The sequence below is a fragment of the Enterobacter sp. RHBSTW-00994 genome, assembly GCF_013782625.1.
In the GTDB taxonomy this organism is placed as follows: domain Bacteria; phylum Pseudomonadota; class Gammaproteobacteria; order Enterobacterales; family Enterobacteriaceae; genus Enterobacter.
This window is the reverse complement of record NZ_CP056199.1, coordinates 540,946-564,793: the sequence shown is the minus strand read 5'-3', so window position 1 is coordinate 564,793 and position 23,848 is coordinate 540,946. Positions and strand designations below refer to the sequence as shown.

The window sequence follows — 23,848 nt, the reverse complement described above, 5'->3', positions numbered from 1 at the left end:
TATTCCCGTAAAATTTTCTGATAATAATCAATAGATTTAGTCATCTGCAGCCTGCAAGGCTGCTAGTGCATGCCGGAGTTCCACCAGCTCACGATTCAGCTCAACCCGGCGATTAAACTGTTTTTCGCGCTGAAGTTGTTTCTGCTGCTGGCTGATACGCCTTTCCTGCCTGGCTATATCCTCTAAACGCGCCATCCACATAGTTAAGGGTTCATCACGACGAGGCGGCAGTGTAGCCAATGGTTGCAGCAACTGTCGATACAACTGATAGATATTCAACGCCACGGGTAACGGGACGAGGTCTTTTTCATCAGGTAGCGAAAACCAACCGGAAGCGAAGTAACGTATTGGTGTGACCTTATGCTGAACCTCAGTAACAGGGGGCTTATAGCCCAGCTGATATTGAATCTGTAGAACCTCATTGCACCTGCGGATGACACGGAAGTACACAGGGAACACAATCAATGAATCAATTGCACGCAGTACCGCCACATCAATATCAGACGCCCCGGATTTAAGTTCAATGTCGATAACCTGTAGTTCCGGATAATCTTTGTTTGCTGCCAGATTCAGTGTTCCATCCGCCAGTTTATATTTCCAGACAATCTCCTGCAGTTGCACCACAAATGCTTTTCTAAGGGCAGAATCTGGATTCAACCTTTGGTAAAACGTTTCTTTTGGCAAGCGCCGATTTAACTCAGCTGAAGCTGGAAAACGATAATGCTGAGTCATCATCTACAGTCCTCATCAGAATTTTGAATGATGATAAAGTTAATCAATTCAAACTGTTCTAGCCCAGCAATCTCATTGTTCAGCGCTGAAGTAGGCCCACCACTAAACAGGCTGTCAATATCGCTCTGTTCCTTAACAGCTACCATCGCGTGAATTGCCCGATCCAGCAGTTCGGAATAATGACTCATATCCCTTCCGTCCAGCGTTTTCTGATTAAAACGCTGACAGGCTGCTTCATCGGTAATCTCGCGACCTTTACAAACAGCACGAATACTGTCCAGAAGAGTCTTGATTTGAAGATGATTGATGGCCACAGATCCATCATCGGCAATATAAATAAGGTAATAGGGATGCAGACGATTCTGCCTATCTATGTTGATCCCATGATGGCGATTACGCAGCGCAAAGATGACACCAGGAACTAAGCCTTTAGCAGGTTCGGCAGATACAACTGTATGCAAGCCGTAAGGTAAACGGCGAATATCTGGATGAGTTTTCAGATACCCCAACAGGTCCATACGAAATTCGTTCAGACCCAAATCGGTAATCGAAACGCCTCCTTTCACATCTTCCAGGTCAATCACTTCTTCCTGCAGTCGTTTGAGCTGCTCCTTACGGTAAGCTACATCATTAGCCTGCGCCGTCAGGACGTTATCATCACCTGTTGAGGTGAGGTCGGTAATTACCATGCGGTTTTCTACCCGCTCTTTCAGATTGATGTATTCATCAAGGCTGATATCAGGCCAGTAATTAACTAACTGAATGTATTCATTGGTTGATCCAATACGATCAACACGGCCAAAGCGTTGAATAATCCGCACTGGATTCCAGTGAATATCATAGTTAATGAGGTAATCGCAGTCCTGCAGGTTCTGTCCTTCTGAAATACAGTCGGTACCAATCAGAATATCCAGACTGGCTGATTCATCAGGTAAGATCTGATCCTTCGACTTTGATCGTGGTGAAAACAACGTCAACAGGCTCTGAAAATCATAACCCTTCCCAATCGTCGATTTAACGGTACTGCTTCCCGTGACTTTCCCTAGATGTAATCCGTGTTTTTGCCAGCATAAATCATGTAACTGCTCATAGAGGTAATCCGCAGTATCGGCAAAAGCAGTAAAGATCAAAACTTTTTTATTACCTGGATTGATAGGATTTGCCCATTTATTTTCTAGCACACCTTTCAGATGCAACAGCTTAGCATCATGTTCCGGCGTTACTCTCGCCATCTCATCTAAGAGTTCATCAATAATGGTTAAATCATTGACAAGATGATATTCCCACGAGGGCAAATCCATATCCGCCAGATTAATTTTAACTTTCCCACCAGTCGAGAAAGCTTCTTCCAAATCATCAAGTTCAAGGTCGAGCTCAATATCCGGATCGCTAATTCCGTTATCAGGATCAACCGTCGTAAGCTCCTCTTCTAAACCGCTAGCCTTAAACGCGGCAATATTGTGCAGAGCATCACGTAATATTTTTTGCAAACTACTAAGCGTTAACCTGAATGCTTGTACTGAACTTTCCAGCCGCTTAAGCAGATTTATGGTCATCAATCGTTGTAAGGCCTTCTCGCGGTCAACCTGACGCAACGTACTGCCACCTTTTACGCTGGTATCATAAAGTGCTTCATATTTAGCCATACGACTCGGCAGAATATAACTGACCGGGGCATAAACAGCTAAACGTAGGCTGGATAACTGTTCAAAAATAGTATTAAAACCAATCACCTGCTCATGGGTTGTCAGAGAGGGTTGGAATGAAAGAGGCTTATTACGCGTAGGAAAACGACCAATGTCTTTGGTGTCATAAAAAGTTTGGATATGTTTGCGTGAGCGCGCAATAGTCACACTATCAAGCAAACGGAAGAAATCAAAATCGAGTGCATTCAATAACGCTGAAGCGGTGCGATTTTCCGGCGACAACTCCGCCCATACATTAAAACTTTTCTGCGCACGCCGAAATATTTCATCTATTCCTGATTGAGTACCAATCTGCCGATGGAGAGAACCAGGATCTCCTTCATACGCCAGAGCCAGTTGATTCTTCAGATCACTAAATTTGTTGTTTACTGGTGTAGCTGAAAGCATCAAAACCTTTGTTTTGACTCCTGCTCTAATTACCTTGTTCATCAGAGTCTGGTATCGTGTTTCGCGCTCTTTAAAAGCCTGATTATTACGAAAGTTATGTGATTCATCGATCACTACCAGATCATAATTTCCCCAGTTGATCCGATTCAGTGCAATACCGAACGATTCTCCTCGAGTGCGCTGCAAATCAGTATGACATAGTACATCAAAGTTAAATCGGTCTTTTGCAAACGGATTAGTAACGAGATTCTGATTATAGTTGGTCCAGTTATCCGCCAGCTTTTTCGGACAAAGAACCAATACAGATTTGTTACGCAGCTCGTAGTACTTAACGACTGCCAGTGCCGTAAACGTCTTACCCAAACCGACGCTATCGGCAAGAATACAACCATTATAGGCTTCCAGCTTGTTAATAATACCGGTCGCTGCATCCCGTTGGAAGTTGAAGAGTTTTTTCCAAATCAAACTATCCTGATAACCAGTTTTATCATTTGGCAGTACATCGTCATTGATATCTTCTAAAAACTCGCTAAAAAGATTATAGAGTAGTTGGAAATAAATCTGTTCAGGTGGGTTCTCCAGATAGACCGTACTCATGTAATGCACCAGGCGTTCGGTTACATCAGTCAGTTTTTCTTTATCTTGCCAGATTTGTTCAAAGAGCGTCAGAAATGTTGCCGTTGATGACGATTCATCTATGCCCATAACTAAATTGGAAACAGCGTTGCCTTTCTCATACCCAAGATCAACTGCCGTGAATCCTTGCAAAGGCTGATACACAACTTCCTTATCATTTGCTTTAACAACAGCAAAAGGCTGCATCGGTGCTGGAGTTAAGTTTGAACGAAATTGAGCTTTACGACGGATCCATTCCGCACACTCACGGGCTATAGCTTTCTGAGTCAGTTTATTTTTTAGCTGGATTTCAAATTCGCTACCAAAAAAGCTTCGCTCTTTATTTTCGCCTGGAATATGGAACTCACGTTTTTCTTTTCTGAGTTTATCAACCGCATCTTCCTCTACAAATATAGGGGAAGTAAAAATGAATTCCAGGCTATCAATATTTTCAAGTTGTTCTTTCAGCGCATCAAATGCATAAATAGAAAAGCAGGATGCTGCGATTTTAAGCTTCACACCAGGTTGTAACGTCTGCTTCAGCTCATCTCCCAATAACGCATTAATGTTATCAATAAGTTTCATGATACTCTCTCGCGGCAGCCTAAAATGGAGTCTGCCTCAGGCTATCACTCAATAACACGGGGCAATCTCGACATTATTAGTCAGGGGGCACATTACTGGATGTCGAGTTATACTTGGTCAACAGCAGCCCCTGACTGTAGCCAAAAGATTGCCTGTTTCTTAAAAGCACTAATGCATGATGGCTCTGTGAGATGGAGGGGAAATGCATATGTTGCGTTCCCCATTCCAGTCATACAACAGACAGATCTAATGGTCCTGCGATGCTATCACATAAGCATGATCAATTCAGAGCTATGTAAGTACAGTAACTGTTTACACAGAGACAATGCTGATGTTTCATGCAGGCAAGTACGTTTTCTTAAGTGGAACCAACAGCTTAGTCTCAATATCCACTTGCTCATAGTTTTCCACTAACGCGCGGACCAAATCGTCAAGCGTCCATAGTGTCAACGGGATTGTAGAACGATCGGCCTCATAGCGTGCATCCTTACTGAATCCACCGGTGCTGACATACAGCCCGCGATCGTCTTTATGACGGCCACCGATAAAGCTACGGATTTGCTGGCTGCTCATCTGTTCCCGTCGGTGCTTCACCTCAACTATAATGCGCGGATTTTCGAAGCCAAAACCGTCAGGGGAAGCAATGATATCTTTCCCACGGTCAGCACCAGCAGGCGATACCTGGGTTTTATATCCCATGCTGCGTAACACGCCTGCGACCAGATTCTGCATCTCATCCCAGTCGAGACGGTTGATACGATCCTTGATGCCTTCAAAAGCGATCATTTCCATGTCGCGCAGAGGATTAGAAACAACCTCATCCTCTTCACCTGAAACAGGTACTTCCGGCACGACATCTGAGACAGGCTTTTTGCCCTGCACTAATTCATTCACTGCAAAATCAGGCACCTGAAAAACCGTCAGCGTTGAGCCAAGGGTGTTTCTGGTTGCATCACTCAGACTATCGCGCTTAATTTCTTCCGCATTCCACTTCACTTTACGGGCAATACCCATGCCATCTTCAAGCCACTCGGCATGAAACTCAAAATCTGAGGCAATTTTCCCGATTAAATAGGTCCGATTAGAAGGTGAATAAGTGATAGCCCAGTCACCTTTCTGCATCTCATTCACAAAGCGCCAGACCTGAGAAGCGCCAGAACGAACGGTGCCAGGCTTAGTCTGTGGCTCAAGTTCCTGATACCGGGTAAACAACTGCTCTCTTGAGCATCCCGGTTTTACATAGGGAGCGAGCTGCGACCAGCCGATTGCAACAACCTGTTTGTCCCTAAAGTCATCGTACAATTTTCCGCCATCACCGCGGATCATCCACATTTTAGTCGCCACAATAATTCCTTCTGAAAATGCCTCACAACCATCTTATCCCGTAAAAATGCCGATAAGATGGCCATTCAAATTCCTACTCTAAACCTGACGCCTCTCAAGGCTATTATAAATAGCCTCAATCTCTCCCTTCAGGTTATCACCACAATAAACCATCGATGTATCGTACCGTTCATATCGAGCTTCACGTGTCGCACTAAACCAGTTGAATGATCCCACGCATAGCAAGCCATCATCACCAATAACAATTTTGCTATGAACACGATTGACCAGTTTTGTCGCAATACCAAGGGCGTTCAGTTTCTCCAGCGCCGCTTTGAGGTTCTGCTGCCTCTCTTTTCGCTTCTCAAAATCATTATGTTCAGTGTTGTAGCTTCTGTCAGTGACAATCGTGACGTTAATACCCCGTGAACACGCCGCAATCATAGAATCAAGAAAACCGGTTTGCTCCAGTTTTTGCCAGGTTAGCCATGGAGAGACTATCGTGATGTGTTTACCGATATTTTCAAACGTCTGATTCAGGAAATTATCATGCTGCTCCACACCATGGAGTGTGTAAATTTTGGTCTCGGAAGTTTTTAAATCCTTACGCTCTTTATAATCAAAAGAGAGCGCATTCTTCTCAGACTCAAAGAGATATTTTGCCAGCAATCCCCGCGGAGATGAGGATGGTTGGATCTCAAACAGATCCATATCGCCGAAGACGAGGAAACTGTCCTTCGCACGTGAAACAGCAACGTTCAGCATGCTGTTATCGCTATCAATAAACCCGCCATCCTCATGTTTTGAATAGACTGGCGAGAATATAACAATTGCCCTTTCCGCCCCCTGAAGAGAATGGACTGTGCCCACCGTGAGCGCTTTTTCATTCGTACCAGCACTGATACCCTGTTTACCCAGCGCCTGTTTGATGGTCGATACCTGCGCGCTAAAAGGCGTCACGATACCGACAACCTCATGAAGCGACTTGCCGTAATGCGCTTCAATATCTTGCTGATTATCTATCAGCCAGGCAGCTATCGTTTCAGCCTCAAGCAAATTATATCGACTTCCGCTACTTGCCAGCGCTCCTTTACCATCAATATGGAGATAACCCATGGCGGGCATTAAATTGCTCTCATCACGCCCTCTTTTAGGCAACAACTTACCGTGATAGCAGAGCGTATTGCAGTATCCAATAATATTATCGAAGCACCGACGGTGTTCATATAAGTACATTCCACGAGCCAGTTCGGGATCATATTGATAGCGTGAGGCACACTGCGCTATTTTCATGACGCTGCCAGATGCGGCGCTTTTACCAAGCTCTGCGATTGTCGTATATTTCTCAGTAATCTCTTCTTGCGTACTACCTGACAGAATTTTTTCCGCCAGCATGTTACCTATATCAATAGCGGGAGCAATACTCCATATTGGCGGGATCTGTTCCGTATCACCAATCACTAATGCCTTTTTAGCTAAGGCAAACGAGGCAGCAGCCACTTCAGGAAGCACCTGCCCGGCTTCATCGACAATGAGTAAATCAGCGAAGTCATATAAATATCTTTTCTCGAATTTACGCTGCCCTTTGTGTTCACTTATCTGCATATTGCCGGGCAGCATATAGCAGGTCATAACCACACATGGGGTAAGCTTCATTCGGCGTTGCCATCGGGAGGTTACCCCTTTAGCGCCTTTTTTCTTCTTCTCTTCCTGCAGATCATCGATCTTCGCCATATCCATTAGCCAACGACCTTCCCAGTAGTGGGTTGTCAGTAAAAATGCGGGGAAGCGGATCTGCGTATCAGCCAGTTCATCGGCCTGCGAGAAACTCATCTCGCCGTCGCCCACATAGCCTAAATCATGTGCCAGGTTCTGCCACTCCTGAGCCGCCTGCCGTTCTTTAAGAACTATTTCATGCGCGGAGTCAATCTGCTGCCGGTATGTTGCCTGCTCGCGCTCAGCGGAGTTGAGCAGTCCATCGATATTACGTTCAATGGTTTCAGGATCAGACCACTGATTCCCCGCAATCAGCGCACCTAATTTATCTTCGACAAACAATTGGATTTGGTACTGTCGCTTACTGCGAACCGCTGGAAGCCATGAAAATAATGAATAGATCAGTGATTCACTGGCGCGATATTTTTTCCACTCTGTTTTGGCACTCTTAAGTATTGTGACTTTTTGTTCTTGCCCGGAGAGTAATTTATTTAAATTATCGAGATATTGCTCAATGTCATTCGCAATAAGCTCACGCGCAGCCCTAACCTGACTTAACGTTTGCCATGTTGCGTTCAGCCTTACCAGCTGTTCGGATTTTGCTACCAACTGACCGTGCAGGAGTTCAATGACTTTTTCAGGGGATGAACAATCTTTTTCAGGAAAGGCTGCCTTAGCTTTCTCCAGATAAAACAGCAGTGCATCTTCTACAAACTCTTTCGACTCAACCTGGATGAAGAAATCTTCAGTTTGGTATTTTTTGGCGGCCTCGGCTTTACGAGTGCTTGAGGGGAAATAAGCGCCGAAGCTTTTCAGCTCTGGCAACCATCGTCCGGCCATTGCCCCAGTGCCCTGGGAAAAGTCTTTCCCGAACGCCTCGATAATGTTCGTTACAGCCTGGTTATTCGTTGACGTCGCGATAATAACCGGAGGCTCCGCTTTTTCGAGAGCCGCTCTGGCCCACTGCGTGGCGATAATAGAAAGCACCAGTGTGGTTTTTCCGGTTCCAGGAGGCCCATTTACGGCAAGAATATCGCCATGCCTCGCATCCAGAAAATGGCTTAAGGCATCGCGCTGAGCCTTTGCCAGCGGAAACTTATCCCCGGAGTGTCCAAGTCTGTCGCTGAATTTTGCTTCCGGAGGAAGTAATGACTCTGCGGCATGAACCTCTCGCGAGGCGAAGCGATTGAAAAGCGGCACGTCCTTTTTGCTAACAAGCAAATGGTCATACAGCGAGAGGATATGGAAACTGGCACCGCCAGTTTGCGCCGTTTTAACAATATAACCGTGCTCAGCGAGTTCATATTGCTCGGGATTTTTAATCCAGTCGCCGACAACGTTCTTCAGTAGCCTCTCTGAATCATCCAGATATTGACGCCAATCCTGCTGCCAGGCTGCATATCGTGCTTCTCGTTCTTCATCCGTTTCGGCAGTGTTATCAACACTTTCATCAAAGTTGATAGAGAATGACGTATGTGTCGTTTTATATTTGTCATACTGCTCAATTTCACCAATCGAAAATGCGCCTTTTGGCAAAGGTTCAAGCAGGTCTCTGGGAATGGAGGTCGCTGGAGTCGGATATAAAAAACCCTCACGGCTCAGCAGGGCTGGCGTCACTATCGGGGTAACAATATCAGGCGCACCAGCAGAACGGTCCTTTCCATGCTGCAGCAACCGGAAATAAACCTTTGGCCGCAAAATGACATCTACTGTTTCGACATCGTCTTTTTCCCCTTCAAAAAATTTATCGACGATCGCTTCGTCAAGACGTCCCGCCGCTATCCCATGCCAGTTAGTGAAATTTTTGGCGTCTTTCCGTTCAAAACTGCCCTTTCCTGACTCAGCATCTGCCAGCGAGTTGCGCCAGTATGAGGCAAACCCTAAAGCATTTTCATCCATTACCAGTCCTATGACTCAATGAAATCCATTGATTTATCGAATATAAAATCACCGTATGGATAACTATTGTCCACGTTGAAAGGCTGGCTGCAATGTTTTGTTCACGCTTCGATACAAATACTCGGGTTATATGGAGTCCAGGAGGCAACCATATCCTGCTGCATGGCACATAAAAGCTTTATAACCGAAGCAGCAGAGGGTTACCGGTTGCACAGCACGCTCCAGAAGCCCGTGAGCCCTACTGGCAGCGTTCAATGCAATATTGGAACCTGTAAGTTCAGAAAATAGCGCTGTCGAAGATGGTTCTGTATGTAGGCTCTCCAGCTATTGTTTTGTCCGATGCTTGCGAATAAAAGCATTCAAACTGTCTCCTTCGCCATGCATGACAGAAAAAGAATATTCACACTCTTTCTTTATCAAGATTCCACATAATTCCTCGTGCAAATCTACATTAACTCCCTTTCCTTTCTGCGCTTTCTTCACACCGAGCTCACATGAACTAATTAACTCAACGTTACAGGGTTTCTTCAAACAATTCACACCATCAATTAGGCTCTGGAGAATGCATCTATTTGCGGTCGTATCACTGTAGGAGAAGGTCAGATATTTTATTTTCCCTTCACACTCCAGCACAACTTCCGCCGAACCTTCACGTGTTGCAGCATCACAACTTCCTGTTGAATATATTTTTACCATCTTCATTTTGTACTTTGCCCCTTACCAAACGAATCACGATATCCTATATCAAAGGCATTCTCGTCAAAACTTAATTATCTCAGTAAATTCTCCCGATGCCACTCCAGATAACAATACGATTCGACAGAAAACGTCTTTATTTTCTCCGGCAACAAAAGCTGTTCTTTAACACTAATATCCAGCTCATTGCTAATTAATAAACGCCCATCATTCTCAAATGAAATCCATCCCTGATCGAAAAGAATATCAATATGTGCGGCCAGTATAATTCCATTAAACGGATCAAGGCGTTCATTCCCATTCTTGCAGGCAGCCCACGGTTTTATATGGCTGGCACGGAGTAACGGCGCAAACGTCGTTCCCGTAACAGGGCATGCCGGGTACAGCATGAGACAATTTTTCCGAAAGGTACCCTGCCCCAGCCGTGCCGCAATCAGCTGCTCGCGTACGGTATCTTCAATACTTTTATCCTGCTGAATAGCAAGACAGTCACGTTGCGCCTGTTCATCTCCATCAGAAGATATTAACGAAAGAACGCGCTGCTCAATCGCACTGTCTGAAAGCAGACTCAATCGCTGATGCACACGCTGCGCTGAATGAGAAAGCGCAGCGGGAGCGCCCTACTCGTCACGCCAGCCAACACGCACATCAGTAAGCCAGGAATCAAAACGGTCACGACTATTTTTCAGACTATTGTGAAACTCGCTGGCGGTTTTACCCGCTCCAAAGCGAGGATAAAACAAGGCAAAAGCCTCTTTCCATTTCTGAACACCCAGTCCCACGGGTGGTTGAGATTTACCGTACTTCGACAAATACCACGCAACTTCAAGCAAATCGTCTTCCGAGCTATTCAATGTTACATCCTGTTTTTCCAGCGTAATTCATCACCAGATTATGTCTGAAAAGATCGTTAACTAAACTGATCAGGTTAGTTGTTTTAGCAAAAACATCTCACACCGGTTTTCACCATCAACAAGCACGACACGCAACCCACAACACAAAAAGGAACACCTCATGCCCCCACACAAAATCCGCCAGGAGTGGCTGACGCTGGACGAAGCCGCAGAAGTCATCCGGCAGCACAACATCACATTGCTGCCTGCCGATCTGATCCGCCATGCCCTGCACGGCGATCTGCCTCTCTCAGTCTACTTCCCCTCGCCCGTACTTCTGAGACCACTCAATCCTCCTTGCCGCTTTGCCTGCCGATTCAGCAAGCCGCCCTTTCCACCTTCGCAGTGCAATAAACCCGGCAACCGCAAAGTGATGGCGAACTCTCCTCCATGCCGACGCGACCCGACACTGCAACTGACCACCAGCCATCTGTGGAATTTGCCGTTAATCGGCCTTGAGCGCCTGCTGCTCCACCAGCAACTGGCGAAAACGCTTAACTGTCCTTGCCCCAAAGATACCCACTGCTGCAACCAGATTGGCATTGTGGTCTGCGATGAGAACAACAGCTACTACCAACTCTGTTGCCGCAAATCACTACGGGAGCTTTTACTGGAACTGCTCGCCACGCAGAACAACCTCCAGGAAGAGTTGCATCTGCTGATTGGCCAGCTGTATGGCAACGGCCGCAATGAGCTGAAATCCCGGCTCAACATGTCAGTCTGCTACTTGCAGGACACATTACCTCCTGACGCATTGTTCGTGATCCGCCGCGTCCACCTCGAAAACTTTCTGGCCCGTCACCAACCCGAATCCAAAGAGCGGATCACAGCCGCCCTCTCCCGCCTGCTGTGGCTGGCCTGTAAACGCAACCCACAGATTGAAGATGAATTGCTGCACCATCCCTACAAACTGCTGAACATTTTCGAATGCTGGGCGCGTGAGGAAGGTATGCACTTGCCGCTGAGCGCCGAGACGTTAAAAACCGCACTCCAGCGCGGCGCACCGCCGTAACGCGATCAACTAATTCTTTCAACTAACAACTCTCACTAACCCAGATAAGGATTTTTACTGCCTGGCAGGGACGCTGCTGCTTTGATAACCACGCCCATCGTGCTGATGTGAACGAATCTGGACACAGGAGGAATGGTTATGAATAGCGACAGATTTTTACGCTTACGCCAGGTGGAAGACAAAATCGGCTTCGGTAAATCGTGGATTTACCGGCAAATCCAGTTGCAACAGTTTCCTCCGTCCATCCGACTCAACAGCCGCCACGTCGCCTGGCTGGAAAGCGAGGTGGACGCGTGGATCCACCAACGCATCCGCCTCACCCGCGATGTCTGAATGCCGGAGGAAGATTATGTGCGCTTCACACCTGCTCAACCGCTGGCTTCACGGTGCCAGCACTACCGGAGAACAGGAAATGGTCCAGGTCAGTCTGGAACAAATCCAGCCGTTCTCTCTCAATCCCCGCGTCACCCGCAACCCCGGCTATGACGTGCTGAAGGCGTCAATTCTTGCCCGCGGGCTGGATAACCCGCCGGTGTTGACCCGTCGCCCCGGCGATGAAAAATATATGCTCGCCAGCGGCGGGAATACGCGCCTCGCCATCCTCAATGAACTGTGGCAGGAGACGCAGAATGAGCGTTACCACCGCGTCTGCTGGCCGTTCAGACCGTGGCCGGAAACGCTGTCACCGCAGCAAGGTGAAGTCCAGTGCCTGATCGGCCATCTGGTCGAAAGCGACCTGCATAACGGATTGATGTTTATCGAACGGGCGGAAGGCATTCTGCATCTGCGCGATCTTTACCACGAGGCAGGCATTGAATGCCCAACGCAGCTGGCGCTGGCGGAGCAACTCACCCGCGACGGCTATCCCGTCAGCCAGTCGCAAATCAGCCGGATGTTGCAGACCGTCGACTGGCTGCTGCCCTGCATCCCTAACGCGCTATATGGCGGTCTGACCCGCAAGGTTATTGATCGCCTGCTGGCACTACGCAGCACAGCGGAACAGGTCTGGGTAAAGCTGATGCCGCTGGAACGCCAGCCGGAATTTGCCGACCTGTTCAGCACCGCCCTCGCCACCTTCAACGGCGAGCCGGAAGCCGTGGTACCGCAACTGGTGCAGGACGAACTGCTCGGCGAGATGAGCTGTCGCAGCGGCATGAGCTGGAATACGTTGCTGGCAGAACTGACTGATGGACAGAGCAAGCGGCAGGTGCTGCTGGGGCCTCCGGCCGAAAAGGTCCTCTGGCCGCCACCGCCGGAGGCGGAAAAAGCACCACTACCAGAGCCTGAGCCACCGACTGAACCCGCCGCGCCCGGCGAACCAAAGCCCTCACCGTTGGTGCATACGGCACGGTCGCTGTGTGCCTGCTGGGGACTGGACGCCTGTATCCAGCCTGACGACAGCGCGCCGGCCGGTTTCACCCTCGCGCCCTGTGACGATTTTCCCCATCCGGCGGCACGGCGCTGCTATCAGGTGCTGGCCGCCCTGAATGGTGATATCAGTACACCGATGCCCGCCCTCGAATTGTTGTTGTCGCCGGACTACGACAACGCTCAGATCCAGCAACTGATGCAGCTTATCAGCCTGTGTCGCCAGCGGCGGCTGCGGGAGGTTCGCCATGACGCCCTCAGTTAATCAGGCAGTGCTCACCCACATCGTCCAGGCGCTGAAGGAGGGGCAGATCCGCTACTGCGAATCGCTCGGCTTCAGCCCGCAGGAGCTGTGCGAGCTGACGCGGCTCACCGCCGATGACATCCTGTTTCTCAGCAACAGCGCGGTGCAGTTCATCATCACCCACATTGACCACGAGATGCTGGGCCGGATGCTGGCGAGGATGGAGCAGGAGCGGCTGTTCCAGCAGCGTCTGGAGGAAGCCCTGTCGCTGGGCGCGTCCATCGAGTTCATCAACCACTACTTTGGCCTTTCCACGCCGGAGGTCTGTGCCCGGCGACGGCTGATTGGTCTGTTTGTCCGGCAAGGGCGCAACAATGCACCCGATGAGCAGGTGGAAACACTGGTGTGGAACGAGTGGCAGAAAATGAGCGTGAAAAAGCTCGACTCACCCGAAGCGCTGACCGCCATGATGGCAATGGCCCGCGAACACGATCTGTCGCTGACGGTCATCTGGAACCTGCTGCGCCAGTGGACTCAGGAGAAGCTGCTGCATGAAGAGTGACGATCGGCTGCTGTTTCTCGGCAACCCGCAGCAGAGCGTGCCGAAGCGCCTGCTGCTGGCGCGCAACCTCTCCCCGCGCGACAAGTTCGCATGGCAACTGTTGCGCCTGCACGCCCGCGACGACGGCAGCGGCGTCTTTCCCTCCTACAACGAATTACAGGGCTGGCTCTCTGACCAGCCTGAGGGCGAGAAGGCCTCGCGCAGTACCGTCAGCAACGCGCTGATGATGCTGCGGATCACCCGCTGGCTGAGCCTGTGCCAGCGACTGCGCGACGAGCAAAGCGGCAGGATCACCGGCAACCTCTACGCCCTGCATGATGCGCCACTGACTCATACTGATGCCTGCCGGATGGACAGCGAATATCTGGCGCTGCTTACGGCCTGTTCCCGCCACCGCAACCGCCGTATCCGCAACATCGCCATCGGGCTGCTGCTCACCCTGCAACAACCTGTGGATAGTGGACGAACCTGCACTGAGTCTCCATTGAAGACCGCCCCTGGTCTTAATCGAGGACTCAGTAAAAAATGCCCGAGTCTTCAATTAAGACTCAGTGATGTGGCGGGGGCTGGCGGGCAACCTGAGCCGCATTGCGTACATACTGGTACAGATTTAAACAATAAACATCAAAAGCGTACGCAACTGCTGCACTGGCCTGTGGATAATCCCTTCAGCGCCAGCGAGCGTCACGCCGCCGAACGCGCGATGCGCAATCTGGATCCCGCTCTCTGCCAGCAGGTGCTGGACGACTGCCTGTGGCGGATAGCCGCCCACGATATCCACCGCCCCCTCGCCTATCTGCTGGCAACGCTGGAGAAGGCCCGACGGGGCGAGTTCAATCAGCTTCGGCACAGGCGCAGCTAGCCCGGATTTTATGCGCACCGCATAAAGCCGGCATACCAGCTATCAATCAAACCTCATTCATCGGCGAAATTAACTTTCTGCGGACCAGATGGGTTTCCCGTCGCCTGACTCATTGCGCGGACCGACACTGCGGGCATCTGAATCCATGGAGAATTTCCTATGCCTGGCACAACCCTGTTCAGCGATATCCGCATCACCCTGCACACCCGCATCGCCGCCCGGCTGTGGCAGGCGCATCCCACTGGCATGCTGCTCTGTCTGGCGTTACTCAGGCGTCTGCTGCGCGCCGAAGAGGCCGATGATCCATGGGCCGCCCACTGGCTGAAGCAACTGTGCATCCGCCTGAACCTGATCGCACACCTGCTGAAGCAAAAAAACCGTCGGCTGGACCAGGCCTTCGCCAGCCTGCCGGGAGCTATCCACACCACCCAGGTCAGTAACCCGTCCCCGACCGAATTCATCCTGCCGCTGGCGCTATTCTCACCACCCGGTTCGCGCCTGCTACAGCAGTTGATTGATTACGATCTGCTTGTCCGCCGCACCTTGCTTGCCTGGCACCTCGGCCTTATCACCCAGGCGGAGAAGCGCGATTTCATTGCCACCATCCCACGCCTGATGCTCCAGGTCTTCAGCTTCTTAAACCGCTTTCGCACCACTGGCGTGACCCGCGCTGACGTGCGGGCGAACAGTCCGCTGGCGCAGACGATGGCGCATAAGCTCGGGAATTTGCCCAAAAAGATGCTTGCGGAGATCCTGCGTGATGATCGGTGAAGACGACGAAGAAAACGCTGCCCGCAAAAGCTCGCTAAAGGGCCTTTTAAAGGCCTTTAAGGGTAAGGGAGAGCTGCGAGCGCTGGTGCAGGAATTACAGGCGCTGCGCGTACAACTGCAACAACGTCAGCCGATGCTGAAACAGGCGGTGTATGAGTTGCCGGGGCGTAACGTACCGCTGATCCTGTGCAGCAACCCGGCACGCTCCGGCGTCAGCTATCTGCGCTGGCGTAATCTGGACAACAACCGTTCGGGAGGTGTGGCGTTGCAGGAAGCCATTCAACAGCCTGACATGAGCGATGAATTGAGGGATGCACTGATGGTGCTCGAATGGAGGCGGCAGGTGCTGAATACGCAGCTTTCGGTGGTGATATTTATGCTGCGGCGGATACAGCCGTTAACCACGCTGGTTTAAAATTTTGCGCAAAGTTAAACCCTGAGTGTCACTTTAGCGATTATTTTAAACTCACCTCATGCACCTAAAAACAGGCACTATCCGCTTAATGCACGTTTTAAGGTGCAATTTTTACCTTCTCCCTCCAGTTTCCCCTGTCGCCTTATCCCTCCGGCACACCATGCTGAACTCCCTTTCACCGGAGACAGCCCATGCAACTTTACCTGTGCGAAAAACCCTCTCAGGCGCGTGATATCGCCCGCATTCTTGACGCCCGTAACCGCAGCGACGGCTACCTGCATAACACCACCGTGACCATCACCTGGTGCTTTGGCCATCTGCTGAGCATGGCTGCGCCGGAGGATTACGATCCGGCGCTGAAACACTGGCGGGCAGAACACCTGCCGTTTATTCCCCCGACATGGCGGCTGGTGATCCGCCCGGAGGTACGCAGGCAGTTCCGTATCATTGAGAAGCTGCTGAAACAGGCGGATGCAGTGGTGATTGCCACCGACGCCGATCGCGAAGGCGAAACCATCGCCCGTGAAATTCTGGAACAATGCCGCTGGCGCGGTCCGGTCCAGCGTCTGTGGCTGTCGGCGCTGGATGAGGCCAGTATCCACAAGGCGCTCACTGCGCTGCGACCTGGTGACAGTACTTTCCCGCTGTACCAGGCCGGACTGGCGCGCGCCCGCGCCGACTGGCTGGTCGGCATCAACATGACACGCGCCTGCACGCTGATGAACCGGCGGCACAAGGGCGTGCTCTCCGTGGGCCGGGTGCAGACGCCGACCCTGCGTCTGGTGGTGGAACGCGACCGGGAGATCGCCCGTTTCACGCCCCGCCCCTGGTGGCGGGTGGACGCCCGGCTGCATGCTGAAGGCACTACCTTTCTGGCGCAGTGGCAACCCGATAGCGCGTATTGTGACGACGAAGGCCGCTGTATCCGTGAATCCGCCGCCCGTGAGGCCACCGCCCGCCTGCAACAGGCCAGTACCGCGCTGATACTGGATGTGACCACCCGGCGGGAGAAAACGCCGCCACCGCTGGCCTTCACCCTCAGCGCCCTGCAGCAGGTCTGCTCAAAACAGTGGGGCATGGGCGCGCAGGAGGTACTGGATATAGCCCAGCGCCTGTATGGAACCCATAAGGCCACCACCTACCCACGCACCGACTGCGGCTATTTGCCGCTCTCCATGCACGCTGAAGCGCCGCAGGTGCTGGCCTCGCTGGTCGCCAGCGACACCTCACTCCAGCCCATCGCCACGCAGCTTAATCTGCTACAGCGCTCCCGGTTGTGGGACGACAGTAAAATCACCGCCCACCACGGCATCATCCCGACCCGTAAAACGGTAGATCTGACACAGATGAATGACAGCGAGCGCAAGGTCTACGGCCTGGTGCGCAGCCATTTTCTGGCACAGTTTCTGCCGGACCATGAAGTGGATAAAACCAACCTGCGCCTGAACTGCGCCGGGGAAACACTGGCTGCCCGTGGCTCAGTCGTGATTGTCAGTGGCTGGCGACAACTGTTTTTGCGCGAAATGGCAACCCACTCAGCGGAAGAAACGCAGGCACTTCCTGCCCTGCAACAGGGGCAAACCGGTCTGGTGGAACAGGTAGATGTTCGCGCCCGCCAGACCCAGCCGCCGGAGCACTACACCGAAGGGACGCTGGTTGCCGCGATGAAAAACGCCGCCCGTTTTGTCAGCGATGAGCGCCTGAAGCAGCGGCTGAAAGAAAACGCGGGCATCGGCATCGAAGCCACCCGCGCCGGGATTATCCAGACGCTCCTTAAGCGCGGTTATCTGATTAAGCAGCGACGCTTTCTGCTGGCAACGGATACCGCCAGCACGCTGATTGACGCCCTGCCGGAAACGCTGAAAGATCCGGGCACCACTGCGCTATGGGAGCAGAAGCTGGATGACATCGCGACGGGGAAAATGGGGCTGGAGACGTTTCTGACGCAGCAGCAGCAGAACGTCACTGAGCTGATTAAATCGTTACGGAATGAGTAAATAACCTGTTTCCTACATCACACTTTTACTTTTCCCTGATTGCTCGTTCAAATTGGCAGTCTGATGATCCTCTCTGAGGAATATTCCTCATTTTTCGGAGTGTTAAGATGGCCAAGAATACCGGAGACGGTTATCGCAAGGGCTCTGTTACAGACCGCACACAGGTTCAGAATCCGCAGAATGGCAACTACACCAAACGCGATACAACGACAGGTCGCTTTATCGACCAGAAGCAGGACGGCACTCCCTTTAAAGGTGTCGCCAAAGAAGTCGATGACCGCCGGAAATAATATTTAGCTACCTTTCAGGGCCTTAGTCATTAAGGCCTTTTTGCATTCTGTACTTCCAACTTTCACGCCGTAAAAACAATTCCACCTTTCGCTTCCCCCAGCCAAAGATTCAACTAAACGGGTTAATCCCAAAACCCGCCATGCATTCCTGAAACGCGGAGGCGCACAGCGCGGAATGCCCGTACTGCCAGTAACTCAGAGGCCTTGCAGCCAATGAGCCAAACCCGAAGCGGGACGTTCCCGCGCATGGGGCGCTCCGCACCTTCAACACGGAGATACCACCATGAACGATACCCACTACTTCAACCTGTACACCAGCGGTCTGGGCTACCTCAACCGGATCCGGGAAGTGACCCCGAAAAAAGGCGAACCGTTCCTGTGTTGCGACATTGCCGCACTACGGGGCGAAGCCAGCAACGCGGAGCACACCTGGTTCGACTGCCGCGTCAGCGGCAAGGAAGCGCAGATACTGGTGCGCCGCTGTATCGACGCCTGCGAGCAGAAACGCAAGGTGCTGATCCAGTTCCGCCTCGGCGATCTGTATGCCGACACCTTTGTCTACAGCAAAGGCGACCGTAAAGGCGAAACCGGCGTCAGCCTGAAAGCCCATCTGCTGCACATTGGGCTTATCAAAATTGACGGTGAAGAGGTTTACCGGGCAGAGCGCGAAGCGGAATCCCAGCCAGCGCCAGCCGCACCGCCAGCAGAGCCTGTAGCGCAGTTCTGACGCACAGCATTCACCCTGCCGGGGAAATTCCTCGTCGGGGCGTTTCCCTGGTCTTTTACCGGAGAGATGCATGATGAATACCGTATTGAACTCACGTGAAGAAGCCCTTAACCGGGGCAAACTGATTAACCTTGATGACGAGGCGCTGGACGCTGGCTTGCCGCTGGATCTGGCCATTACCCTTCCAGCCCACAAGCACTGTCTTGAAGACCGGAATGACAACGCCATCAGGGACTTGCTGAAAGGTGTTGAAATGGCAGCGGTAGTGGCCTTTATCGCCCACCAACCGCCGCAGCGCACCATCCGTATCGACTACCGCTCGGTGCTGACGCAAAAAACTAACGGCAGCACACAGCAGCAAACCGTCAGGCTGACATTACGCGTTCATTTTTCTGAGCGCGGTATCCCCATCGCCGCCACGCTGGGGCTGATGGGGGAAAGATTCCCTTACTGATCTGATTTTGCGCCCGGAATAACGGGCGCTATTTTTTGACGCCGCAAACAGTTGTCGGTAGTCCCCAGCCCTCTCATCCAGCACGCTCCTGTAAAAGCACTGTGGAGGATGCGATGAAACGACTGCTGACAGCTCTGCTCCTGTTTATTTTCAACGGCGTGGCCGCCGCCTCCCCTGCAACGCCAGAAGTCGTCCGCTACGACCGCTATCTGCTGGTCAGCACGTCACCGCAACAGCCGCCACTCGAACAGCTTACCGCCCTGTCCGTTCCGCCCGGTTTTCATCCGACGGTAGGGGAAGCGTTGCAATACCTGTTGCGCGACAGCGGCTGGTCTTTGTGTCTCGCCGATGCGCGCCGGGCGCAGCTTTATGGGCTCCCATTACCGCTGAGCCAGTACAACACCGGCCCGCTGCGCCTGAAGGCCGCCCTGCAACTACTGGTGGGCCCGGCGTGGCGAATAACCACCGACGAAAACCGCCGTGAAGTCTGTTTCGCCAGCGACCATTCCCTCCCCCCGACGGTGGCTTACCGTCATCCCGTGTCCCTCCGCCCTTTGGGGCCGTTAACGGCCCCGTTTTTTCTCGCCGGGACCATACAACGTGGCGATATCCGACTGGCCGTAATTGTGCCGCCGGAGGCCGTTTACCTCCATCAGGTAGTGTGGCTGCGCAGGGGAGAACAGTGGCACGGCTGGCGGCTGGTGCGGTTTGATGAGCGCCGGGCGGTGTTCCGTCACGGTAAACGCCAGTTGACGCTGAAAGTACCGGAGTAAGCGATGAAACGCCTGGTTCCTCTGTTACTCTTCACCACCAGCGTGTGGGCGCAACCGCTTCAGGTGCAGACCAGCCAGAACGCGGACTCAGTTCTCAGACCGCTGACCACGCAACAGCAGGCCACCGTCTGGGGCGTCACGCCAGAGGAGTGGCAGCGCTATCTCACGCTGAAACAGCAGGCGCGCGGCGTCTGGTCGCCGGGGCTCGATCCGTTGACCACGCTGGGCGTCGAAGCCGACACAGACCACGAACGTCAGCGCTTCGCCGAACTGCTGGTCAGGCAGGAATACCAGCGGCTGGAGAAAGAACTCGCCTTTCAGCGCGCCTATGACGCGGCCTGGCAACGCCTGTATCCGGGCCTGACGCCGCTGAAAACCACGTCCGCCAGCACTACCCGCGTTTCGCTATTTGTTAAAGATGACTGCCCGCCCTGCGACAGCCTGCTGCGTACCCTGCTGGCGCAACAGCGTCCGCTGGATATCTGGCTGGTCAACAGCGAAGGTGATGATAACCGGGTGCGCCGCTGGGCGATGGCGCATGGCATTGACGCAAAACTGGTGAGTGAACACAGCATCACGCTTAACCACGACGCGGGCCGCTGGCTTCTTTTGGGGCAGAGCAAAATTCCGGTGGCGCTGGAACGTAAGGGGGAACAATGGCACGAGATCCTGCCCTGATCCTGCTGCTGCCCTGTCTGGCGCTGGCGCAGCCGCTGCCGGAAGCGTACCTGCGCGCCGCGGAGCATTACCGCGTGCCACCGGAACTGCTATGGGCCGTCACACAAACCGAAAGCGGGGCGAACCTGAGCGGCAGGCATCTCCCGTGGCCGTGGACGCTCAATATCAAAGGTACCGGCTACCGCTATGCCAGCCAGGAGCAGGCCTGCCAGGCGCTGCTGGCCGCGATCCGCCGTACCAGCCCGAAGCGCATTGACGTGGGGCTCGGGCAAATCAATATCGGCTGGCACCGGGCGTATTTTGACTCTCCCTGCGACGCCCTGCATCCCCTGCAGAACCTGTCGCTCACCGCGCAACTGCTGCGTCAGCGCTACGATGAACGTCCCGGAAGCTGGCTCAACGCCGCCGCCCGCTACCACCGTCCTGCGGGCGGCGCACCCGCTGCACGCTACCGCAAGCTGGTCAGTCGCCATCTGCAACAGGCCGCATTGCCATGAGCCGCTACGCGCTGGAGGCGCTGCTGCGCCCACCTGTGGAGTTTTACAGCACCGTCACTGCCAGTTGTGGCGCATTAATCTGCCTGACGCAGGCCCCGCTGCTGATGCTCACACCATTGCAGGCCCGCCTGATGGCCTGTGCCCTGATGCTGCTGGCCCTGCGACGCGGCTGGCAGGGCTGGCACATCGTGCGCTACCACCACAACCTCCTGCGCCTGCCGCGCTACGCGCTCACCAGCAGGAAAATCCCGGTCAGTCGCCAGCGGTTGTTTCTCGGCAAAGGTTTTCGCTGGCAGCCCATCCACACCCAGCGTCTGTACGACTGCCTGCAACCGGAAGCCGCACGCTGGCTGCGTCCGGGATGGTGTTACCGCCTGGCAAGACACATCGAAAAACGCAGTGAGAATACTCTGCCTGGCCTTGCTCGCCTGCTCAGCGCCGATCGCTGGCTGAACCCGGTGCGCCCGCTGCCGCCCGTTGGCGGTAATCCGTGGCTGCATGGGGTGGAACAGAAAGAGTGCGACGTCACTCTGCCGCTCAGCGAGCGCCCCGGCCACACGCTGGTGCTCGGCACCACCCGCGTCGGCAAAACCCGGCTGGCGGAACTGCTTGCCACTCAGGACATCCGCCGTGGCGAGGTGGTGATCGTCTTTGATCCGAAAGGCGACGCGGATCTGCTGAAGCGCCTGTGGACAGAGGCGCAGCGCACCGGACGCGGCGACCGCTTTATCCTGTTCCATCTTGCGTATCCGGAGATCTCCGCCCGCTATAACGCCATCGGGCGCTTTGGCCGCATCTCGGAGGTGGCGTCGCGCCTCACCGGACAGCTTTCCGGCGAAGGCAACTCGGCGGCCTTTCGCGAGTTCGCCTGGCGCTTTGTGAATATCATCGCCCGCGCCCTGGTGGCGCTCGGCCAGAGTCCCGACTATCAGTTAATTTCCCGCCACGTCGTCAATATCGACGCCCTGTTTATCGACTATGCCCGCATCGTGCTGCCGCGTCACAACGCGCGGGCGTGGGAAGTGGTGGCGCAACTGGCGGAGCGCGTTAACGACAAAAATACACCTCGCCATATGCTGGGCCGCGATCCTCACGTGGTGGCGCTGGAGCAGTACCTCAACGCGGAAAAATTATACGATCCGATCCTCGACGGCCTGCTCTCGGCGGTGCGCTATGACAAAACTTACTTCGACAAGATTGTCGCCTCGCTGCTGCCGTTGCTGGAAAAGCTGACCACCGGCACGCTCGCCGCCCTGCTGGCCCCGGACTACCACGATCTGAACGACACACGTCCGATCCTCGACTGGCAGCAGGCGATCCGCCAGAAGGCGGTGGTCTATGTCGGGCTGGACGCGCTCTCTGATTCAGTGGTCGCTGCCGCCGTCGGCAATTCTATGTTTGCCGACCTGGTGAGCGTCGCCGGGCATCTCTACAAGTTTGGCCCCAATGAAGGATTGCCCGGCAATAGCGAAAAACCGTCGCCCATCAACCTGCACTGCGATGAGTTTAACGAACTGATGGGCGAAGAGTTTATCCCGCTGGTCAACAAGGGCGGCGGCGCAGGCATTCAGGTCACTGCTTATACCCAGACGCTGAGTGATATTCAGGCCCGCATCGGTAGCGCGCCCAAAGCAGGTCAGGTAGTGGGCAACTTTAATAACCTGATTATGCTGCGGGTGCGCGAAACCGCCACCGCCGAATTGCTGACGAAGCAACTGCCACAGGTCGAAGTGCGCAGCCGCCAGGTGAGTTCCGGCGTCACCGACACACCGGGCGGCATCAACAGCTTCAGCAGCAATACCCGCGAGCAGGTGGTCACCCGCAATGTACCTCTGCTGGATACCGCCGCGCTGATCCAACTTCCCAAAGGCCAGGCCTTTGCCCTGCTTGAAGGCGGTCAGTTGTGGAAAATTCGTCTGCCGCTGCCCATCGCGGATAAACACTGCCCGCTGCCGGAGTCCGTCGCGCAACTGGCGGCGTGGATGCAGGCGCGCCAGCAGGGACAGGCGGAATGAGCGAACAGCGACCGCCTCCATCACATCCGCCACAAGGACCGATTGGCTGGCTGCTGTCGCTGACTGGGCGGCTTATCGGGCTGGTCATCGGCGCGCTTATGCTGCGGGTGGTGCTGGAAATAGGAGGACTGTATTTCTGGTGGCCGCAGGAGGGGAGCAGGCATGTTTTTCAGGTTATGAAGAGAGAGCAGGCGGAACTGGTTAGTGCGTTACAGCCGCATCCGCTGAGGGATGAAATTGTCATGCTGCTGGAAAAAGGGACAACTCGCGTACTTATGGTCAACAGACTCCTGCAAAAACCGTTCACCGCCCTGGTTTATACGCTAGTGAGTTTTATGCAGCGCCTGATATGGTTGATTATAATGCTGCCACTATTTTGCCTGTGTACGATTGCTGCCATAGTGGAAGGACTGGTGCTCAGAGATCTTCGGCGATTTGGAGGAGGCTATGAATCAAGCTCTATGTTTTACTGGATTTTAAGGCTCAGCTTTCCTTTCAAACATACGGGTGTCCTGTGCTACCTCGCTTTACCGACAAGTTTGTCGCAGTTTTGGTTACTACTTTTGATCATATCTGCTGGTATTATGTATATGGCGACAATTTTTAATCTCAAAAAATACATTTAACTCGT

The 23,848-nt window shown here is 53.1% G+C and carries 21 protein-coding genes and 1 pseudogene; 16 read left to right on the top strand and 6 right to left on the bottom strand.

Translation table 11 applies throughout. The annotated features are described in order from the left end of the window. Positions 1 to 36 precede the first annotated feature (36 nt). The 6 genes and pseudogenes from HV346_RS02675 to HV346_RS02650 form a co-directional block, all read right to left on the bottom strand. A complete protein-coding gene (locus tag HV346_RS02675) occupies positions 37 to 735 on the bottom strand; it encodes a DUF4391 domain-containing protein (protein WP_181622071.1) in 699 nt (232 codons plus the stop codon). Next, complete coding sequence (locus HV346_RS02670; RefSeq protein WP_181622070.1) at positions 732 to 4,025, bottom strand: helicase-related protein; 3,294 nt, start codon at positions 4,023 to 4,025, stop codon at positions 732 to 734. The genes HV346_RS02675 and HV346_RS02670 overlap by 4 nt, the downstream gene beginning before the upstream one ends. A 336-nt stretch (positions 4,026 to 4,361) precedes the next feature. Continuing rightward, complete coding sequence (locus tag HV346_RS02665; RefSeq protein ID WP_077905616.1) at positions 4,362 to 5,351, bottom strand: restriction endonuclease; 990 nt, start codon at positions 5,349 to 5,351, stop codon at positions 4,362 to 4,364. Positions 5,352 to 5,447: 96 nt separating this feature from the next. Further along, the gene (locus HV346_RS02660; protein ID WP_181622069.1) at positions 5,448 to 8,963 is read right to left on the bottom strand and encodes an AAA domain-containing protein; all 3,516 of its coding nucleotides are present in this window, start codon (positions 8,961 to 8,963) and stop codon (positions 5,448 to 5,450) included. 324 nt (positions 8,964 to 9,287) lie between these two features. Then, positions 9,288 to 9,665, bottom strand: coding sequence for a hypothetical protein (locus HV346_RS02655; protein WP_181622068.1), 378 nt, complete (start codon positions 9,663 to 9,665; stop codon positions 9,288 to 9,290). 68 nt (positions 9,666 to 9,733) lie between these two features. Beyond that, a pseudogene (locus tag HV346_RS02650) lies at positions 9,734 to 10,513 on the bottom strand (HNH endonuclease). A gap of 160 nt (positions 10,514 to 10,673) precedes the next feature. Here HV346_RS02650 and HV346_RS02645 point away from each other — a divergent pair. The 16 genes from HV346_RS02645 to HV346_RS02570 all read left to right on the top strand — a co-directional run bounded on the left by HV346_RS02645 (position 10,674) and on the right by HV346_RS02570 (position 23,843). After that, a complete protein-coding gene (locus tag HV346_RS02645; protein ID WP_181622067.1) occupies positions 10,674 to 11,564 on the top strand; it encodes a hypothetical protein in 891 nt (296 codons plus the stop codon). 138 nt (positions 11,565 to 11,702) lie between these two features. Then, positions 11,703 to 11,897 carry an AlpA family transcriptional regulator gene (locus tag HV346_RS02640; protein WP_001561320.1) on the top strand — a complete coding sequence of 65 codons (195 nt, stop codon included), beginning with the start codon at positions 11,703 to 11,705 and terminating at the stop codon, positions 11,895 to 11,897. 79 nt (positions 11,898 to 11,976) lie between these two features. Then, a complete protein-coding gene (locus tag HV346_RS02635) occupies positions 11,977 to 13,197 on the top strand; it encodes a ParB family protein (RefSeq protein WP_249415120.1) in 1,221 nt (406 codons plus the stop codon). Next, positions 13,181 to 13,738 (top strand): DUF2857 domain-containing protein, encoded by a 558-nt coding sequence (locus HV346_RS02630; protein ID WP_181622065.1) that lies wholly within the window; start codon positions 13,181 to 13,183, stop codon positions 13,736 to 13,738. The genes HV346_RS02635 and HV346_RS02630 overlap by 17 nt, the downstream gene beginning before the upstream one ends. Then, a complete protein-coding gene (locus HV346_RS02625) occupies positions 13,728 to 14,600 on the top strand; it encodes an STY4528 family pathogenicity island replication protein (RefSeq protein ID WP_181622064.1) in 873 nt (290 codons plus the stop codon). The genes HV346_RS02630 and HV346_RS02625 overlap by 11 nt, the downstream gene beginning before the upstream one ends. A gap of 159 nt (positions 14,601 to 14,759) precedes the next feature. Continuing rightward, on the top strand, positions 14,760 to 15,371 hold the full coding sequence (locus HV346_RS02620; protein ID WP_181622063.1) for a PFL_4669 family integrating conjugative element protein: 612 nt from the start codon (positions 14,760 to 14,762) through the stop codon (positions 15,369 to 15,371). Continuing rightward, on the top strand, positions 15,361 to 15,786 hold the full coding sequence (locus HV346_RS02615; RefSeq protein WP_181623674.1) for a DUF3158 family protein: 426 nt from the start codon (positions 15,361 to 15,363) through the stop codon (positions 15,784 to 15,786). Before HV346_RS02620 ends, HV346_RS02615 begins: the two co-directional genes overlap by 11 nt. 191 nt (positions 15,787 to 15,977) lie before the next feature. Continuing rightward, positions 15,978 to 17,783, top strand: a complete 1,806-nt coding sequence (locus HV346_RS02610; RefSeq protein WP_181622062.1) for a DNA topoisomerase III — start codon at positions 15,978 to 15,980, stop codon at positions 17,781 to 17,783. 107 nt (positions 17,784 to 17,890) lie between these two features. Then, positions 17,891 to 18,073, top strand: a complete 183-nt coding sequence (locus HV346_RS02605) for a hypothetical protein (protein WP_001561310.1) — start codon at positions 17,891 to 17,893, stop codon at positions 18,071 to 18,073. 283 nt (positions 18,074 to 18,356) lie between these two features. Next, on the top strand, positions 18,357 to 18,800 hold the full coding sequence (locus tag HV346_RS02600) for an STY4534 family ICE replication protein (RefSeq protein WP_181622061.1): 444 nt from the start codon (positions 18,357 to 18,359) through the stop codon (positions 18,798 to 18,800). Between the two features lie 70 nt (positions 18,801 to 18,870). Further along, positions 18,871 to 19,254: a hypothetical protein gene (locus HV346_RS02595; RefSeq protein WP_181622060.1), complete on the top strand. Its 384-nt coding sequence runs from the start codon at positions 18,871 to 18,873 to the stop codon at positions 19,252 to 19,254. Between the two features lie 113 nt (positions 19,255 to 19,367). Next, the gene (locus HV346_RS02590) at positions 19,368 to 20,027 is read left to right on the top strand and encodes a pilus assembly protein PilL (RefSeq protein WP_181622059.1); all 660 of its coding nucleotides are present in this window, start codon (positions 19,368 to 19,370) and stop codon (positions 20,025 to 20,027) included. A 3-nt stretch (positions 20,028 to 20,030) separates the two neighbouring features. Then, entirely contained in the window at positions 20,031 to 20,705 is a 675-nt protein-coding gene (locus HV346_RS02585) for a TIGR03759 family integrating conjugative element protein (RefSeq protein WP_181622058.1), read from the top strand. Then, positions 20,684 to 21,202, top strand: coding sequence for a transglycosylase SLT domain-containing protein (locus HV346_RS02580; protein ID WP_181622057.1), 519 nt, complete (start codon positions 20,684 to 20,686; stop codon positions 21,200 to 21,202). The genes HV346_RS02585 and HV346_RS02580 overlap by 22 nt, the downstream gene beginning before the upstream one ends. Then, positions 21,199 to 23,217: a type IV conjugative transfer system coupling protein TraD gene (gene traD, locus HV346_RS02575; RefSeq protein ID WP_181622056.1), complete on the top strand. Its 2,019-nt coding sequence runs from the start codon at positions 21,199 to 21,201 to the stop codon at positions 23,215 to 23,217. The genes HV346_RS02580 and traD overlap by 4 nt, the downstream gene beginning before the upstream one ends. Further along, the gene (locus tag HV346_RS02570; RefSeq protein WP_181622055.1) at positions 23,214 to 23,843 is read left to right on the top strand and encodes a DUF4400 domain-containing protein; all 630 of its coding nucleotides are present in this window, start codon (positions 23,214 to 23,216) and stop codon (positions 23,841 to 23,843) included. Before traD ends, HV346_RS02570 begins: the two co-directional genes overlap by 4 nt. The last annotated feature ends 5 nt before the right edge of the window (positions 23,844 to 23,848 follow it).

Bases quoted from the DNA above. Each gene is read 5' to 3' on its own strand.
- HV346_RS02600 (WP_181622061.1), top strand. From the start codon at position 18,357: ATGAACGATACCCACTACTTCAACCTGTACACCAGCGGTCTGGGCTAC.
- HV346_RS02660 (WP_181622069.1), bottom strand. From the start codon at position 8,963: ATGGATGAAAATGCTTTAGGGTTTGCCTCATACTGGCGCAACTCGCTG.
- HV346_RS02635 (WP_249415120.1), top strand. From the start codon at position 11,977: ATGGTCCAGGTCAGTCTGGAACAAATCCAGCCGTTCTCTCTCAATCCC.
- HV346_RS02570 (WP_181622055.1), top strand. From the start codon at position 23,214: ATGAGCGAACAGCGACCGCCTCCATCACATCCGCCACAAGGACCGATT.
- HV346_RS02640 (WP_001561320.1), top strand. From the start codon at position 11,703: ATGAATAGCGACAGATTTTTACGCTTACGCCAGGTGGAAGACAAAATC.
- HV346_RS02580 (WP_181622057.1), top strand. From the start codon at position 20,684: ATGGCACGAGATCCTGCCCTGATCCTGCTGCTGCCCTGTCTGGCGCTG.
- HV346_RS02620 (WP_181622063.1), top strand. From the start codon at position 14,760: ATGCCTGGCACAACCCTGTTCAGCGATATCCGCATCACCCTGCACACC.
- HV346_RS02590 (WP_181622059.1), top strand. From the start codon at position 19,368: ATGAAACGACTGCTGACAGCTCTGCTCCTGTTTATTTTCAACGGCGTG.
- HV346_RS02655 (WP_181622068.1), bottom strand. From the start codon at position 9,665: ATGAAGATGGTAAAAATATATTCAACAGGAAGTTGTGATGCTGCAACA.
- HV346_RS02615 (WP_181623674.1), top strand. From the start codon at position 15,361: ATGATCGGTGAAGACGACGAAGAAAACGCTGCCCGCAAAAGCTCGCTA.
- HV346_RS02670 (WP_181622070.1), bottom strand. From the start codon at position 4,025: ATGAAACTTATTGATAACATTAATGCGTTATTGGGAGATGAGCTGAAG.
- traD (WP_181622056.1), top strand. From the start codon at position 21,199: ATGAGCCGCTACGCGCTGGAGGCGCTGCTGCGCCCACCTGTGGAGTTT.
- HV346_RS02610 (WP_181622062.1), top strand. From the start codon at position 15,978: ATGCAACTTTACCTGTGCGAAAAACCCTCTCAGGCGCGTGATATCGCC.
- HV346_RS02595 (WP_181622060.1), top strand. From the start codon at position 18,871: ATGATGAATACCGTATTGAACTCACGTGAAGAAGCCCTTAACCGGGGC.
- HV346_RS02605 (WP_001561310.1), top strand. From the start codon at position 17,891: ATGGCCAAGAATACCGGAGACGGTTATCGCAAGGGCTCTGTTACAGAC.
- HV346_RS02665 (WP_077905616.1), bottom strand. From the start codon at position 5,351: ATGATCCGCGGTGATGGCGGAAAATTGTACGATGACTTTAGGGACAAA.
- HV346_RS02585 (WP_181622058.1), top strand. From the start codon at position 20,031: ATGAAACGCCTGGTTCCTCTGTTACTCTTCACCACCAGCGTGTGGGCG.
- HV346_RS02675 (WP_181622071.1), bottom strand. From the start codon at position 735: ATGATGACTCAGCATTATCGTTTTCCAGCTTCAGCTGAGTTAAATCGG.
- HV346_RS02625 (WP_181622064.1), top strand. From the start codon at position 13,728: ATGAAGAGTGACGATCGGCTGCTGTTTCTCGGCAACCCGCAGCAGAGC.
- HV346_RS02630 (WP_181622065.1), top strand. From the start codon at position 13,181: ATGACGCCCTCAGTTAATCAGGCAGTGCTCACCCACATCGTCCAGGCG.
- HV346_RS02645 (WP_181622067.1), top strand. From the start codon at position 10,674: ATGCCCCCACACAAAATCCGCCAGGAGTGGCTGACGCTGGACGAAGCC.